Source organism: Streptomyces sp. NPDC005483, from assembly GCF_040606035.1.
Taxonomy (GTDB): domain Bacteria; phylum Actinomycetota; class Actinomycetes; order Streptomycetales; family Streptomycetaceae; genus Streptomyces.
In genome coordinates, this window is sequence record NZ_JBEXEA010000002.1 from 587415 (window position 1) to 603527 (window position 16113).

The 16113-nt window shown below is 71.9% G+C and carries 14 protein-coding genes; 5 read left to right on the forward strand and 9 right to left on the reverse strand.

From position 1 onward, the window contains the following. Window positions 1-227 precede the first annotated feature (227 nt). Both ABZT06_RS05805 and ABZT06_RS05810 read right to left on the reverse strand, forming a co-directional pair. Window positions 228-1475 carry an ROK family transcriptional regulator gene (locus ABZT06_RS05805; RefSeq protein WP_355735347.1) on the reverse strand — a complete coding sequence of 416 codons (1248 nt, stop codon included), beginning with the start codon at window positions 1473-1475 and terminating at the stop codon, window positions 228-230. Between the two features lie 115 nt (window positions 1476-1590). Continuing rightward, entirely contained in the window at window positions 1591-2844 is a 1254-nt protein-coding gene (locus tag ABZT06_RS05810) for an FAD-binding protein (protein WP_355735350.1), read from the reverse strand. Between the two features lie 108 nt (window positions 2845-2952). Here ABZT06_RS05810 and ABZT06_RS05815 point away from each other — a divergent pair, with 108 nt between their 5' ends. From ABZT06_RS05815 to ABZT06_RS05830, 4 genes are all read left to right on the forward strand, one after another. Then, window positions 2953-3960 (forward strand): hydroxyacid dehydrogenase, encoded by a 1008-nt coding sequence (locus tag ABZT06_RS05815; protein WP_355735351.1) that lies wholly within the window; start codon window positions 2953-2955, stop codon window positions 3958-3960. An 89-nt stretch (window positions 3961-4049) separates the two neighbouring features. Continuing rightward, window positions 4050-4712, forward strand: a complete 663-nt coding sequence (locus ABZT06_RS05820) for a pyridoxamine 5'-phosphate oxidase family protein (protein ID WP_355735352.1) — start codon at window positions 4050-4052, stop codon at window positions 4710-4712. Window positions 4713-4774: 62 nt separating this feature from the next. Then, window positions 4775-6097: a radical SAM protein gene (locus ABZT06_RS05825; protein ID WP_355735355.1), complete on the forward strand. Its 1323-nt coding sequence runs from the start codon at window positions 4775-4777 to the stop codon at window positions 6095-6097. Between the two features lie 328 nt (window positions 6098-6425). Beyond that, window positions 6426-7898, forward strand: coding sequence for a cellulose binding domain-containing protein (locus ABZT06_RS05830; protein ID WP_355735357.1), 1473 nt, complete (start codon window positions 6426-6428; stop codon window positions 7896-7898). Between the two features lie 112 nt (window positions 7899-8010). Here ABZT06_RS05830 and ABZT06_RS05835 read toward each other — a convergent pair whose 3' ends face one another. From ABZT06_RS05835 to ABZT06_RS05865, 7 genes are all read right to left on the reverse strand, one after another. Beyond that, window positions 8011-8688, reverse strand: a complete 678-nt coding sequence (locus ABZT06_RS05835; RefSeq protein WP_355735360.1) for a GntR family transcriptional regulator — start codon at window positions 8686-8688, stop codon at window positions 8011-8013. 65 nt (window positions 8689-8753) lie between these two features. After that, window positions 8754-9755: a proline racemase family protein gene (locus ABZT06_RS05840; RefSeq protein WP_355735363.1), complete on the reverse strand. Its 1002-nt coding sequence runs from the start codon at window positions 9753-9755 to the stop codon at window positions 8754-8756. A 33-nt stretch (window positions 9756-9788) separates the two neighbouring features. After that, entirely contained in the window at window positions 9789-10685 is an 897-nt protein-coding gene (locus ABZT06_RS05845; protein WP_355735366.1) for a dihydrodipicolinate synthase family protein, read from the reverse strand. 31 nt (window positions 10686-10716) lie between these two features. Continuing rightward, window positions 10717-12120 carry an FAD-dependent oxidoreductase gene (locus ABZT06_RS05850; RefSeq protein ID WP_355735369.1) on the reverse strand — a complete coding sequence of 468 codons (1404 nt, stop codon included), beginning with the start codon at window positions 12118-12120 and terminating at the stop codon, window positions 10717-10719. Continuing rightward, window positions 12113-12412, reverse strand: a complete 300-nt coding sequence (locus ABZT06_RS05855; protein WP_355735372.1) for a (2Fe-2S)-binding protein — start codon at window positions 12410-12412, stop codon at window positions 12113-12115. The genes ABZT06_RS05850 and ABZT06_RS05855 overlap by 8 nt, the downstream gene beginning before the upstream one ends. Then, the gene (locus tag ABZT06_RS05860; protein WP_355735374.1) at window positions 12409-13578 is read right to left on the reverse strand and encodes an FAD-binding oxidoreductase; all 1170 of its coding nucleotides are present in this window, start codon (window positions 13576-13578) and stop codon (window positions 12409-12411) included. Before ABZT06_RS05860 ends, ABZT06_RS05855 begins: the two co-directional genes overlap by 4 nt. Window positions 13579-13650: 72 nt before the next feature. Further along, window positions 13651-14463, reverse strand: a complete 813-nt coding sequence (locus ABZT06_RS05865; protein WP_355735376.1) for a hypothetical protein — start codon at window positions 14461-14463, stop codon at window positions 13651-13653. A 325-nt stretch (window positions 14464-14788) separates the two neighbouring features. Here ABZT06_RS05865 and rsgA point away from each other — a divergent pair, with 325 nt between their 5' ends. Beyond that, the gene (rsgA, locus tag ABZT06_RS05870) at window positions 14789-15880 is read left to right on the forward strand and encodes a ribosome small subunit-dependent GTPase A (RefSeq protein WP_355735378.1); all 1092 of its coding nucleotides are present in this window, start codon (window positions 14789-14791) and stop codon (window positions 15878-15880) included. Window positions 15881-16113: the final 233 nt, after the last annotated feature.

A 16113-nucleotide genomic window follows, 5' to 3' on the forward strand; every position in this document is an offset into this window, starting at 1 on the left:
GTGAGGGAACTGGCCAGTTGGGATCGGACCACGGACAGGATCCGTGTCGCTGCCCCGGGGTCGAGTACGCCGGGGACCTGGGGGTACCTCCCACGCCTTTAAGGCAGTGGGGGAGCGCCCAAGACCGTTCGGGGCGTGCGGCAGAGCGGGCCATTCCTGCTCCGCCAAGAGGAACGGTGAGACACGTGCATCCCTTCCGTCGTCATGAAGGTGGTGCGGTACTGCTCCTAGCGGGAGTTGTGCGTCTTGGCTCTTGCCGGGGTGGGGCGCTTTGCCGCAGACCTCTGCCCGACCGACTGGAGCGCCCCTTCGAGCGCGAACGTCGCCGCGCCCAGGCATGCCGGGTCCGTCGGGATGGGGGAGAGGACGATCTCGGTGGCGGCCATGGGCCGGGGCAGCGCGTGCCGGGCGACGGCCTCGCGCACCTCCTCGGCCAGGGGCTCGCCGAGGGCGGCCGCGACCCAGCTGCTGAGCACGACCACCTCGGGGTTGAACAGGTTGACCAGGTGCGCGATGGAGGCGCCCAGATAGCGGGCGGTGTGCCGGACGACCTTGACCGCCACCGGGTCCTCGGTGCGCATGCCCCGGGCCAGCGCGGCGATCGTCGCCGTCTGGTCGCCCGGGTGCAGCAGCTCGCTGTCGGGGCTCAGCTCCCGCAGGTTCAGCATGATCCCGGGCGCGCCCACGTACGTCTCCACACAGCCGTGGTTGCCGCAGCGGCACAGGCGTCCGTCCAGGACGATCGTGTTGTGGCCCCACTCGCCCGCACTGTTGGAGACACCGCGGTGCAGCGCGCCGCCCAGCACGAGCCCGGCGCCCACGCCGGTACCGAGGGTGACCACCACGGCGTTCCCGCGCCCGCGCGCCGCTCCGAACCACAGCTCGGCCACGGCGACGGCACGCAGCGGATTGTCCAGGTAGAGCGGGTAGGCGATGTACTCGGAGAGCAGGTCGAGCAGCGGCACGTCGTGCCAGTCCCAGTTGGGGGCGTACTCCGAGATGCCGGTGGCGCGGTCCACCTGCCCCGGCACGCTCACACCGACGCCCAGCACCCGGGCGCCCTCGATCCCGGCCTGCGTGACCACCGAGCCGACGGCGGCGGCGACATGGCCGACCACCTGCTCGGGAAGACTCTCACCGGGGCGGACGTCCTCCTCGGCGCGGGCCAGGACGTTCAGCGCGAGGTCGAACAGCTCGACGTGGACGTAGGTCTCCGCGATGTCCACGCCGATCAACGCGCCCCCCGACGCGTTGACGGCCACGAGTCCCCTCGGGCGCCCGCCGGCCGACTCCTCGAACCCGACCTCCGTGATCATCCGGAGGTCGAGCAGCTCGCCCACGAGCGTGGCGACGGTGGCCAGGCTCAGCCCGGTGGCCGCGGCCAGCTCCTGCCGGGAGGTGGGCGACTCGGCGATGATCTGGCGCAACACCTCGTAGCGGTTCGCGGTGCGGATGTCACGTGATGTGCGCTTCATCGGGGCCGGCCCCCATCCCTTCGCTCATGCCGGGACGACAGTGGCACCGGCGCGGCGCAAGGCTATGGGCTGCGAGGGACTTTGTACAAGGGGTTAGGAAAGGGGCTTTATAAAGTCAGTCGGCGAGTACGGCCCGGACGAAGGCGTTGGCGAATTTTGCCTCGGGGTCCAGCTCACGCGCCAGCTTCCGGAACTCGCCGAGCCGCGGGTAGCGCTCGCGCAGCACCTCCGTGGGCGTGGTGAACACCTTGCCCCAGTGCGGCCGCGCGTCGAAGGGCTCCAGTGCCTCCTCCAGTCGGCGCACCACCGGAAGGACGGCCGCGGTGTCCTCGATCCAGGTGAAGTGCAGGGCCACGGTGTCCCGGCCGTAGGAGGGGCTCAGCCACTGCTCGTCGGCCGCCACGGTCCGCACCTCGCAGATCTGGAGCACGCCGGAGACCGTGTCCCGGATGCCGTCCACCGCGTGCAGCGCCTCGACGGCGTACTCGCGCGGCAGCAGGTACTCCGACTGGAGTTCCGCTCCGCTGCTCGGCGTGAACTCGGCCCGGAAGTGCGGCAGTCGGTCGTGCCAGGGCCCCGGCACCCCGAACTGCTCGGTGCAGTTGACCGCGGGCATCCCGGGCACCGGGTGCATCTTCTCGGTGGCGGGCGCGGCCCACGGGAAGTCGGCGAGCGGCTGGTCCGTCCGCCGCTTCACCCAGACCTGCCGGAAGCCCGGCGCACCCCAGTCGGTGAACAGGCTGACGCTGTACGCCGTCGACATGACCGTCTCGAAGGCCGCCGAGTCCAGCCCGGCGAGGGGGAGTTCGGTGAAGACGTACTGCTCCACGTCGAAGGACGGCACGAGGTCCAGGGTGAGCGCGGTGACGACACCGAGCGCGCCCAGCGAGGTGACCGCGCCGCCGAAGCGCGGGTCGTCGCGGCCGACGGTCAGCACGGAGCCGTCCGCCGTGACCAGCTCCACCTCGCGTACGGCCGAGGAGAGCGGACCGTTGCCGACGCCCGAGCCGTGGGTGCCGGTCGCGACCGAGCCGGCCACCGAGATGTGCGGCAGCGAGGCCATGTTGGGCAGCGCGAGGCCGTGGGCGTACACCGTGCGGGCCAGTTCGGCGTACCGGACGCCGCCCGAGACCCGTACCGTACGGGCCGCGCTGTCCACGTCGATCACCGGCGGCAGGTCGGCGATCGACAGCAGGACGCCCTCGGGGCCCGGCTCGGCGATCTCGTTGAAGGAGTGCCCGCTGCCCAGCACCCGCACTCGCGCGCTGTCCGCGACCAGGGCGGCGACCCCGTCGAGCGAGTGGGGGCGGTGCAGTTCCCTGGCGGAGTAGGTGATGTTCCCCGCCCAGTTGGTGATCGTCTCCGACATGTCCGTCGTTCCTCCCGGAAGTGTGTATGCGTTGACCCTCTCATTTGTCGGGCCCTACCGTAGAGAGCGGTTTCTACAACCTTTCCGTAGGTCTGGAGGATCACCACCTTGCCCGAGCGACCCCAGGCGCTGTTCGCCATGACCGCCGAGAACGTGCCGCTCGTCTTCCCGCCCGAGGTGCTGGCGCGGCTGCGGGAGTACGTGGACATCGATCCCGCGCTGGTGGCCGATGATTTCACCGACCCCGCTCTCGCCGACGTCCTGGCCCGCACCGAGATCCTTGTGACCGGCTGGGGCTGCCCCCGCCTCGACGCGGCGGTCCTCGACGCGGCCCCGAAGCTGCGGGCCGTCCTGCACTCGGCCGGCTCGGTCAAGGGCTTCGCCACCGCCGAGATCTGGCGGCGCGGGATCGCCGTCTCCTCGGCGGCCGAGGCGAACGCGCTGCCCGTCGCCGAGTACACGCTCGCCATGATCCTCCTCGTCGGCAAGGACGTCTTCGCGCGCCGCGAGCGGATGCGTGCCGAGCGGGCCTTTCCCGGCTGGGGGGTCGTGCCCGGCATCGGCAACCACGGGCGGCGGGTCGGGGTGATCGGGGCGTCACGGATCGGGCGGAAGGTGATCGAGCTGCTGCGCCCGTTCGACCTCGCGGTGAGCCTGACCGACCCGTACGTCGACGGGGCGGGGGCCGCGGAGCTGGGCGTGCCTCTGCTGCCGCTGGACGATCTCCTGCGCACGTCCGAGATCGTCACCGTGCACGCCCCGGAGACCCCTGAGACCCGGCACCTCATCGGCCGCCGCGAGCTGGCCCTGATGCCGGACCGGGCGGTACTGATCAACACCGCGCGCGGGAGCCTGGTCGACACGGACGCCCTCGTGGACGAGCTGCGTACCGGCCGCCTCTCCGCCGTCCTCGACGTGACCGACCCGGAGCCGCTGCCCGCCGACTCGCCTCTCCACGAACTGCCGGGCGCCTTCGTCACCCCGCACCTGGCGGGATCGCAGGGCAACGAACTGGCGCGGCTGGGCCTGGCGGTGGCGGAGGAGGCGGAGCGGGTCGTCTCCGGGGCCGGGCTCGCGTGTCCGGTGCACTACGCCGAGCTGACGCGAACGGCCTGAGCTACGGATTTCGTTGTTCTTGGACTACGTCAAGGACCAGCCTGGCAGGGGCCTGGTCTCGGAACCGCTGAATCAGTAGCGTCCTGGTCATGCTTCCTGATCAGCTTCCCGAGACCGGCCTCACCCGTCACCGGCGCCTGCGCGACCAGGGGAGCCTGGACCGTGCCGACCTGGAGGCGATCCTCGACGCCGGTTTCGTCTGTCATCTGGGAGTGGTCGTCGAGGGGCGGCCGCTGGTCGTGCCCACGGTGTACGGGCGGGACGAGCGGCAGCTCTATCTGCACGGCTCGGTGGCCAGCCGCAGTCTCGCGGGCGGCACGCCGGTCTGCGTCACGGTCACGCACGTCGACGGGCTGGTCCTCGCGCGGTCCGTCTTCGAACACGGCGTCAACTACCGCAGCGCCATGATCCACGGCGAGCTCCGCAAGGTGACCGACCCGGAGGAGAAGCTGGCGGGCCTGCGCCGGCTGACCGAACACGCCACGCCCGGACAGTGGTCGTACGCCCGCCGGCCGAGCCGGAAGGAACTCGCGGCCACCACCCTGCTCGCCCTCCGCCTCGACGAGGCCTCCGTCAAGATCCGCACGGGCGCGCCCGACGACGGGGACGGACCCGACGCCGAGCTGGGGCTGTGGGCGGGTGTGCTTCCGCTCACCTCGGCGTGGGGCGCACCGGTTCCCGACCCGGCGCTGCCCCGCGAAACACCCGTACCGGCTCATATCGCGCGCCGTGAGGGGACCCGGCACGGGTGATGTCGGCGCGAGGGCATACCGTGAGGAGTCGGTCGTACGTCTGAGCCGGGAGGAGACACGGGATGGGCAGCCGTACCGCGCTGGTCGAGGATCTGATGGAGCGGTTTCCGCAGGTGCCGCGGGAAGCCGTCTTCAAGGAGGACCTGCTGCGAGGTGGCGTGGCCTTCGACCCGTCCGCCCTCAGCGACAACGAGTCCGGTGAGGTGAAGCCGAAGTCGTACTTCATCTTCTCCTTCGACCACGGGACACTGCCGGAGCTGGGCGAGGCCGCGCTGCGCCGGCCGCCGGAGGAGATCATCCTCACCGGCGGGCCGTACGACCTGAGGCGGACCGTGGTGTCGGTGCGGGTGAACCCCGCCTCGCCGTACCGCGTGGCGGCCGATGACTCCGGCATGCTCGGGCTCTACCTCGACGGCAAGCGGATCGCCGACGTGGGTGTGCCGCCGATGCCGGAGTACTACCGGCACAAGCTCTCCAGTGGGAAGTCCGTCATGGAGGTCGCCCCGACCATCCAGTGGGGCTACCTGATCTATCTGACCGTCTTCCGGGTGTGCCAGTACTTCGGCGCCAAGGAGGAGTGCCAGTACTGCGACATCAACCACAACTGGCGCCAGCACAAGGCGGCCGGGCGGCCCTACACCGGGGTCAAGGACGTCGACGAGGTCCTCGAAGCCCTGGAGATCATCGACCGGTACGACACCGGGAAGGTGTCCACCGCCTACACGCTCACCGGCGGAGCGATCACGTCGAAGCTCCAGGGCCGTGACGAGGCCGACTTCTACGGTCTCTACGCCAAGGCCATCGAGGAGCACTTCCCGGGCCGGTGGATCGGCAAGGTCGTCGCGCAGGCGCTGCCGAAGGACGACGTGCAGCGGTTCAAGGACTACGGCGTGCAGATCTACCACCCCAACTACGAGGTGTGGGACGAGTACCTGTTCAAGATGTACTGCCCGGGCAAGGAGCGGTACGTCGGCCGGGACGTGTGGCACAAGCGGATCCTGGACTCCGCGGAGGTGTTCGGGCCGCGCAACGTCATCCCCAACTTCGTCGCGGGCGTGGAGATGGCGGAGCCCTTCGGCTTCAAGACGGTCGACGAGGCGATCGCGTCCACGACGGAGGGCCTGCGGTTCTTCATGTCGCACGGCATCACGCCCCGCTTCACCACCTGGTGCCCCGAGCCGACGACCCCGCTCGGCAAGGCCAACCCGCAGGGCGCGCCGCTGGAGTACCACATCCGGCTGCTCCAGGCCTACCGCCAGACCATGGACGACTTCGGTCTCTCCTCGCCCCCCGGGTACGGCCCGCCCGGACCCGGCCGTGCCGTCTTCTCGGTGAGCTCCTTCATGGACAGCCTTCCGGCGACGCCGGAGCCGGTTGAGGTCTGACGCTTCGCGGCGCACCTGCGGAGACCGCAGGTGCGCCCTCACGGCACAGGCATCCCGCCCGGCCTCCTCCCGACCGGCACTGTTTTCTCGTTATGGCTGGTTCCTGTGTGGCGGGATTGATACGTTCCCGCTTCCGGTCCGTACAAGGAGAAAGTGACTCCGCGCGGCAGTGTGCCGTGGGGGAGTGGACCGAACCCTCGGTAACCGATTTGAATAGCCTGCTTGTCAGTTGTGTGGGAGGCGTGAAAGGCTCCTGTCCTGCCGCGAGGTTCCCCCCAACTCCTTTGCCAGTATGGCGAGTTGACCTCGCTTTGGATGCAGGAGTCCCATGCCCGACCTGCCGATCCCCCAGGACGCCGCCGAGGCCGCGCTGTTCTCGGAGTGCTGGGATGCCGTGCTGTCGTACGCCGATCTGTGCACGGCCGGCTCCACCGCCGCCACCGAACTGGCCACGGAGGCGTTCTCCCTCGGCATGCGCGAGGCCCGGGAAGCGGAGGCCGCCGTCCGCGGCGCCGGCCGCCGTCCGGCCCGGCTGCCCCGGATACCCCTGCTGCTCACGGCCGTTCGCACCACCGCGGCCGACTGGGAGACGCAGGGCCTCGGCCACCGCCTCGACCCCGATCTGCGGCTGTGGCTCAACTCCGACAAGGCCGCCCGCTACACCGGCCCCCCGCTGCAGCGCCCCATCGCCCTGCGCGGACTGCGCGATCTGCAGGCGGCGGACGCCGAACTGCTGTGGCTGGCCGAGGTGGAGGCGCTGCCGCTGCCCACGGTGGCCCGCCGGCTCGGCCTCGACCCCGCCACCGTCGGCGACGAACTCGCCCAGGTACGGGGCCTGTTCCGGGACCGCAGCCACCGCAACCACCTCGACATGCCGATGGACGCGCAGTGCCGAAGCTACGCACGGCTGCTGGACGCCGTCACCCGCTCCACGTCCGGTGAGACCCCGGACGACCTCTCCCACCACCTCGCGCGATGCCGGCAGTGCGCGGAGGCCGCCGCCTGCCTTCGACTGCACGGCGGAGGGCTGCCCGCGGCCCTCGCGGGCGGGGTGATCGGCTGGGGCGGTCTCGCCTATCTGGAGCGGCGCCGCCGGGCCGCGGAGGTGCGCCTCGGCGCCGGGCGCCCCCCTGCCCTGGAGAGCGGGCCCCCGAACCCCGGCGCGCACAAGGCGAAGGCCGTGCGCAACGGGCTGCTCGTCGCCGCCGTCCTGGTCTCCCTGCTCGCCCTCGCCGTCTCGATGATGCCGGGCGACGACATGAAGAACGGCGCCGCCAAGCCCGGCGTCTCCACCGACGGCGAGCCGGTGGCCAACCCCACCTCCTCCTTCCCCACCGTCACTGCGCGGGCCCCCGGCTCGGCGGGGACCTCCAGGACGCCCACGGGGAACCCGTCCGAGTCCACGGGCGCGAAGAACCCCGACCCGGAACCCCAGGGCACCTCCTCCGCGGGCGCCGAGGAACCGGAGCCCAGCGAGAGCGCCACGCCCAGCTGCCGGGTCGAGTACTCCCTCGTCAACCAGTGGCCCGACGGCTTCCAGGCCGACGTCACCGTCACCACGGCCGAGGCCCTCAGCGACTGGCGGGTCACCTGGTCCTTCAAGGACGGCCAGAAGGTGACGCAGATGTGGGACGCGGACTTCACCCAGAGCGGCGCGAAGGTCACCGCGACCGCCGCCGACTACAACAAGTCGGTCCCCGCGAAGGGTTCGCTCTCCCTCGGCTTCCTCGCCTCCTGGCAGAGCAAGAACGCCCCAGCGTACGACTTCTCCCTCAACGGGCAGGAGTGCGCCAAGTCCTGACGCCCACCGCCGGGCGGGCGCAGTCCAACGATGTCCAGCCGTACCCACCCAGGGGCGCGGGGAGCTGCGCGACCCGCCCCCACCGGCCTGCACCCGCCGAACTGCCCTGCCCCTACGACGCCGCCCACAACCCCCGCACATGACCGATGTGCCGAGTCATCACCTCCCGCACCGCCTCCTCGTCGCGGGCGACCAGCGCGTCGAGGAGTTCGAGATGCTCCTCGGCGGAGGTCAGCAGGCGGCCCGACTTCACGAGAGGGGTGAGGCCGTACAGGCGTGACCGCTTGCGGAGGTCGCCGACCACCTCCACCAGGTGGGCGTTGCCCGCGAGGGCGAGCAGGCCGAGGTGGAAGCGGGTGTCGGCCTCGACGTACGCGATGAGGTCACCCGACACCGCCGCCTGGACGATCTCCCGGGCGGCCGGGCGCAGCGCCTCCAGGGACACCGGGTCGGCGGTGGAGGCCAGCTCCACGATCGTGGGGACCTCGATGAGCGAGCGGATGTGGGTGTACTCGTCGAGCTGCTTGTCGGAGACCGCGGTGACCCGGAACCCCTTGTTGGGCACGGTGTCGACCAGGCCCTCCTTGACGAGGTCGAGCATGGCCTCACGCACGGGGGTCGCCGAGACGCCGAAGCGGGCGGCTAGCGCGGGCGCCGAGTACACCTGGCCCGGTAGCAGCTCGCCCGCGATCAGCGCGGCCCGCAGGGCGTCGGCGACCCGTTCCCGGTAGCTGCTCTTCTTCCCGCCGAGGACGGGCAGAGCGGGGGTGCTGAGTCGCTGGGCGGCCATGAGGGGCATCTCCTAGTGGTGCAATGTCACGCGGCACCCGGCATTATCCTCGACGCGCTCGGCGCTCAGAGGACGAATCCCGCCGGGAACGGGTCGGTCGGGTCGAGCAGATACTGGGCCGTGCCGGTGATCCACGCCCGCCCGGTGAAGCTGGGCAGCACGGCGGGGCGGCCCGCGACCTCGGTGGTGCCGAGGAGCCGGCCGGTGAACCGCGTCCCGATGAAGGACTCGTTCACGAACTCGGTGTCCAGCGGGAGTTCACCGCGCGCGTGCAACTGGGCCATGCGCGCACTGGTGCCGGTGCCGCAGGGGGAGCGGTCGAACCAGCCGGGGTGGATGGCCATCGCGTGCCGGGAGTGCCGGGCCGTCGCACCGGGCGCGATCAGATGGACGTGATGGCAGCCGCGGATGGACGGGTCCTCCGGGTGGACGGGCTCCTCCTCGGCGTTGATCGCCGCCATGAGGGACAGCCCCGCCTTCAGGATGTCGTCCTTACGGGCCCGGTCGAACGGCAGCCCGAACTCCTCCAGCGGCAGGATGGCGTAGAAGTTGCCGCCGTACGCCAGGTCGTACGTCACCGTCCGCCCGTCGGCCAGCGCGATCTCGCGGTCCAGGGCGACGGAGAAGGACGGCACGTTCCGCAGCGTGACGTTCTTCGCCCTGCCGTCCTCCACCGCGACCTCCGCCACGACCAGACCCGCGGGGGTGTCGAGCCGGATCGTGGTGACCGGCTCGACGACCTCGACCATCCCGGTCTCCACCAGTACGGTCGCGACCCCGATCGTGCCGTGCCCGCACATCGGCAGATAGCCCGAGACCTCGATGTAGACGACACCCCAGTCGCAGTCGGGGCGGGTCGGCGGCTGGAGGATCGCGCCGCTCATCGCCGAGTGCCCGCGCGGTTCGTTCATCAGGAGTTGCTTGATGTCGTCGCGGTGCTCGCGGAAGTACAGCCGCCGCTCGTTCATGGTCGCGCCGGGGATCGTGCCGATCCCGCCGGTGATCACGCGGGTGGGCATGCCCTCGGTGTGCGAGTCGACGGCGTGCAGGACGAGTTTGCTGCGCATGACGCTCCTGATGATCGGGGGGCGAATCGAGGCTCAGGCGAGTCCGGCCGCGACCGCCTTCTCGGTGGCGGCCCGCACGACGGCCTCCTGCTCGGGCAGCAGCGGGACGCGCGGCGGACGGCAACTCCCGCCGTGGCGGCCCACGATGTCCATGGACAACTTGATCGCCTGCACGAACTCGACCTTGGAGTCCCAGCGCAGCAACGGATGCAGCTGCTCGTACAGCGTCTTCGCGGTGGCGAGGTCGCCGCTCACGGCCGCCCGGTACAGCTCGACGCTCGAACGGGGCAGCGCGTTCGGGTAACCGGCCACCCAGCCCTTCGCGCCCGCGAGCGCCAGCTCCAGCAGGACGTCGTCGGCGCCGATCAACAGGTCGAGGTCCGGGGAGAGTTCGGCCAGCTGGTAGGCGCGGCGGACGTCACCGGAGAACTCCTTCACCGCGCGGATGAACCCCTCGGCGTGCAGCTCGGCCAGCAGCTCCGGCACCAGGTCGACCTTGGTGTCGATGGGGTTGTTGTACGCCACTACCGGCAGGCCCGCCTTCGCGACCTCGGCGTAGTGCGCGAGCACCGAACGCTCGTCGGCGCGGTAGGCGTTGGGCGGCAGCAGCATCACGGACGCGCAGCCCGCGTCGCGCGCCTGCTCGGCCCAGCGGCGGGACTCCGCCGAGCCGTACGCGGCGACACCCGGCATCACCCGCTCACCGCCGATCGCGGCCACGGCCGTCTCCACCACCCTGGCCCGCTCCTCGGGTGTGAGGACCTGGTACTCGCCGAGGGAGCCGTTCGGTACGACACCGTCGCAGCCGTTCTCGACCAGCCAGGCGCAGTGCTCCGCGTACTTGTCGTAGTTCACGGACAGGTCGTCGTTCAGCGGGAGGGCGGTGGCGACGAGAACACCGCGCCAGGGGCGGAGGTCATTGGTGGTCATATGGATCCCTTCAATGAAGTGTGACATTGCACTAAGTCGGCTGTTCCGCGGACTCTCCGGCTCGCGCCAGCACCCCCAGCGGCACCGGCCGCGCGAAGGGCCTGCTCCCCGGCGTCTGCGCGCACCCGGCGACTCCGGCCACCCCGGGCTCGCACACCCGGCCCTGGCACCAGCCCATCCCGGCCCGCGTCAGCAGCTTCACGGTCCGCAGATCACCGGCCCCCAGCTCACGCACCGCCTCCCGCACGGCACCGGCCGACACCTCCTCGCAGCGGCACACCACCGTGTCGTCGGTGACCTGCTCGGCCCAGTGCGCGGGCGGCGCGTACACGGAGTCGAGGGCGACGAAGAACGCCCGCAGTTGCTCTCGGGTACGCGCGGCGGCCGCCCACTCACCCGGATCCGGTGCCCGCCCCGCCAGCCGTGCCGCCATCGACCGCCCGGCGATGTGCCCCTCGGCGAGCGACAGGGCGGATCCGCCGATGCCGGTGGTCTCGCCCGCCGCCCACACGCCCGGTACGTCGGTGCGCTGCTCGTCGTCGACGTACACGTTCGTCCCGTCGACCCGGCAGCCCAGGGCGTCGGCGAGGTCGGTGTGCGGCAGCATGCCGTGGCCCACGGCAAGGGTGTCGCAGACGAGGCGCCGCGGGGTGTCCGGGCGTACCCGTCCGGCCCGGTCGAGGGCGGCGACCGTCACGGCCTCCAGCCGCTCGGCGCCGTGCGCCGCCACGACGGTGTGGTGGAGCAGCGTACGCACCCGGTGCCGGAGCAACCGGCCCGCGTACCTGGCGCCTTCGGCCACCTTGTCCCGCCGGCCCGCCAGCGCCCGGGACCGCCGTACGAACGCCGTCGGATCGGCCGAGTCCACCAGCGCGGCGACCGTCGCACCCGCCGCGGCGAGTCCGGCGGCGACGGGCAGCAGCAGGGGGCCGGTCCCGGCGACGACAACGGTACGGCCGGGCAGGACGAGCCCGCCCTTGAGCATGGCCTGCGCCCCGCCCGCGGTGACGACGCCGGGCAGGGTCCAGCCGGGGAAGGGCAGCACCTTCTCGTAGCCGCCGGTGGCGAGGAGGACGGCGTCGGCGTGCACCTCGGCCGGTTCCTCCTGCTCGGGGCCGATGAGGGCGTGCACGGTGAACCCCGCGGTGCCCCGGCGCTCGACGAACCAGACGTGATGGTCCGTCACATGCCGCACCGCTCCCGCCCGTACGTACGTGCGCAGTCCGTCCCGCAGCCGCTCCCAGGTCCGCCACTGATGGTGCAGTACCTGCGGGCGACGGGCCCCGAGCCCCGGCGCGGGCTGCCGGTAGAACTGCCCGCCCGCCTCCGCCGCCGAGTCGATCAGCGTGACGTGGAGACCGCGGGCGGCCGCCGCGAGGGTGGCCGCGAGACCGGCAGGGCCCGCACCGATGACCGCCAGAACCGGTTCACTCATGGTGGCCCGTCCCCTCCTGGGTGCGGATGGCGTCGCCCGGCCGCAGGGGCTCCAGGCAAGCCCGTCGGTTCGGGCGGTCGTTGACGGTCACCAGGCAGTCGAAGCAGACGCCGATGCCGCAGAAGATCCCACGCGGGCGGCCCGCGCCCCGGGTGGTGCGCCAGGAGGTGATCCCCGCAGTCCACAACGCGGCGGCGACGGTCTGGCCCGGCAGCGCCTCGATCTCCCGCCCGTCGAGGGTGACGGTGAAGGCGGGACCGGGCTCGGCGCGCACCAGCTCCAGCGGATTCACGAGGCCTCCCGGGAGTCGGAGGAGGGTGCGGGGAAACGGTCGGGCCGGAAGAGGGCGAGATCCAGGTCGGGAGCCTGCCCGGTCAGCACCTGGGCGATCAACTGCCCTGTCCCGGTGGACAGTCCGATGCCCGCGCCCTCGTGCCCGCACGCGTGGAACAGGCCGGGCACCCGCGGGTCGGGGCCGATCGCGGGCAGGTGATCGGGCAGGTACGGCCGGAAGCCGAGGTACGTCCGCATCGCGCGCACCCCCTCCAGGAACGGGAACAGCCGAGTCGCGCCCGCCGCCAGCGCCCGCAGCGCGGGCAGCGACAACGCGCGGTCGAAGCCCACCCGTTCACGGGTCGCGCCGATCAGGACGGGCCCCGCCGCCGTCCCCTCCACCACCGGCGAGGTCTGCAGGGCCGCCGAGTCGCTGGCCACGTCGGCCACGTAGTCGGCGGCGTACACCTTGTGGCGGACCAGGCGGGGGAGCGGTTCGGTGACGAGGACGAAGCCGCGCCGGGGGAGCACGGGGAGGTCCACGCCCGCCAGCGCGGCCAGCTCACCGCCCCAGGTCCCGGCGGCGTTGACGACATGCGGCGCGTGGATCTCGCCCCGGTCGGTCCGCACCCCTCGTACGGCACCGCCGGTACCGCGCAGCACCCCGGTCACCGTCGCGCCCATGAACAGACGGGCACCCGAGGCCCGTACGAGATGGGCGGCGGCCAGCGTCGGCATGACCTGCGCGTCCTGGGGATACAGCACCCCGCCCGCGAGCCTGGGCGCCAAGTGGGGCTCCAGCTCTCGCAGTCGGCCCGCGTCCACCCGCAACGCCTCGACGCCTGCGGCCCGTTGTCCGGTCGCGAACCCCTCCAGGGCTTCGAGGCCCTCCGAGGTGGCGGCGACGACCACGCCGCCCTTGAGTTCGTACTCGATCGCGTCGCCGACCTCCTCCGCCAGGGCCGCCCACAACCGGCCGGACAGCAGGGCGAGTTCGAGCTCGGGGCCCGGCCCCTTGTCGGAGACCAGGAGATTGCCCTCACCGGCGCCGGTCGTGCCGCCGGCCACCGGGCCGCGGTCGACGACGATGACGTCGAGGCCCGCCCGGGCGGCGTACAAGGCGCAGGCCGCGCCCACCATCCCGGCTCCGACGACCACGACATCGCAGGTCAGACGCTTGCTCACGCCAGTACTATGTCACATGTCGCTAAAGGCGGGAAGGTGTGCGGGCGGTCGGCGCTCCTCCTCACCGGCCCGTCAGCTGGCCTCGCTCGGGTCCGCCGCCGGGGTCCGGCCCGCGTGGACCTCCTCCAGACGTGCCGTGCCCAGCTTCGCCGTCTGCTCGGTGGTGTCGCCGTCGGCTCCGTCGAGGCCGCCGTTGGTGAAGGTGATCGCGTCGGTGCCGACCCGCAGGGCCGCGACGTCGAGGGTGAGGGTGGCGGGCGTGCCGCCCGAGTTGCCCTTGACCGTGACCTGCAGTCCCTGACGGGCGTCGCCCACCTTGGGCAGGGACGTCTCGGTCACCTGGACCGTGCGCCGGGCACCGGAGCCGTCCGTCATCGTGAACTGGTCGCACTTGACCGGCAGGCTCTTCAGCCAGGCGAAGGACGTGTTCAGCCCGGCCTTGTCATAGGCGGCCACCTGGTACAGCAGCCGGGACGCGCCCTCCTCGAAGCCGGTGAGCGCGGACGCCCCGGCCGGCTTGCCCAGAAGGTCGTCGCCGTACAGCCGGTCCAGGAGCTTCTGGCAGTCGGCCGCGTCCGCCTTGCCGGTGAGGAAGTCGGCGACGTCGACCTTGCCGACCAGCAGGCTGTCGCGCCAGGTGGCCGCGTTCTTGACCTGGTTCCAGTCGCCCTCCAGATCCGCCTCGGTCACCAGCGCGGCCCGCGCCCCGGCCGGGGTGAGCGCGGCCGGGGACTCCTGTGCGAGGGGCGAGGAGGAGATCTCCGCGGTGTCCGCGCGGTCCGACCCGCTGTCGTCACCGGCCGAACACGCGGCGGTCGTCAACAGGACCCCGGCGGCCAGGGCCGGGGCGAGGGCGCGGAGGGGGCGGGGCGGACGGTGGGTCATCACGAGCTCTCCTGGAGGTGGGGGTCGCTCTCCATGCCACAACCCCTCCTCCCGGACGACCAGCGCACCGGGCTGTTCGAGTGAGGAGGCGCCCACTCAGGGGCCGGAAAACCGGTGGCGCCCCGACGCCGGCGCCTCTAAGGTGAGAGCGCTTCGCACGGCGGCTCCCGGCTGCCGTGCCCCACGAGCGAGGGAATGAGGGAGGTGTCGACCGATGGCTGTCTTTGCGATGAGCGCTGCCCGCATCCAGATCATCAAGTCCACCTCCGTGGCCGCCGGCTGACACCCAATCCTTGCGCCGGGGCCACCCTGTGAAGGGTCTCCCTTGACTTCCACCTCAGTTTTCTCCGCTCTCGCTCCCTACGGCTGGGACGAGGCATGGGCGGACGAGTTCGCCCCCTACGAGCCCGAGGGGCTCCTGCCCGGACGCGTGGTCCGGGTCGACCGCGGGCAGTGCGACATCGTCACCGCCGACGGGATGCTGCGGGCCGACACCGCCTTCGTCACCCCGCACGACCCGATGCGGGTCCTGTGCACCGGCGACTGGGCCGTCGTCGAACCCGCGGGCAACCCGCGTTACGTACGGACGTATCTGCCGCGCCGTACCGCCTTCGTGCGCTCCACCTCCTCCAAGCGGTCCGAGGGACAGATCCTCGCGGCCAACGTCGACCACGCGATCGTCGCCGTGTCGCTGGCCGTCGAACTCGACCTCGGCCGCATCGAACGGTTCCTGGCCCTGGCCTGGGAGTCCGGCGCCCAGCCGGTCGTCGTGCTCACCAAGGCCGACCTCGTGCCGGACGCGGTGACGCTCTCGCATCTCGTGCAGGACGTGGAGACGACGGCACCGGGGATCCCGGTGCTGACCGTCAGCGCGCTGGACGGGGAGGGGCTCGACGTGCTCGTCGCGGTCGTCTCCGGCGGTACGACCGTGCTGCTCGGACAGTCCGGTGCGGGCAAGTCGACGCTGGCGAACGCGCTCGTCGGCGAGGACGTCATGACCGTGCAGGCCGCGCGGGACGCCGACGGGAAGGGACGCCACACGACCACCACCCGCAACCTTCTCGCCCTGCCCGGCGGGGGTGTGCTGATCGACACGCCCGGCCTCAGGGGCGTCGGCCTGTGGGACGCCGAGACCGGTGTCGGGCAGGTCTTCTCCGAGATCGAGGAGCTGGCCCGGCGGTGCCGCTTCCACGACTGCGCGCACGAGAGCGAACCGGGGTGCGCGGTGCTGGCCGCGATCGACTCCGGTGAGCTGCCCGAGCGGCGGCTGGAGAGCTACCGGAAGCTGATCCGGGAGAACCAGCGGATCGTGGCGAAGACCGACGCGAGGCTCCGTTCGGAGATCAGGAAGGAGTGGAAGAAGCGGGGGGCGCAGGGCAAGGCGGCGATGGAGGCGAAGAGGGGGCGCTGGGCGTAGCCGTTCGGGTGCGGCTGGGTGGGGGCCGGTCGCGCGGTTCCCCGCGCCCCTGAGTGGGTGCAGTCCGTGTCTGGCTTGGCTGCACCCACTCTTTTTGGGGGCGCGGGACAGCGTCGAATCTGCGGCTACCGCCGCGCGGGCGCGACCAGCCACGACGGCCCCGCGCCCGTCCACGGACCTGTCGCTCCGTCCCCGTACCGCCATGTCCGATATCCGCCAGCGGCATTCCCGCG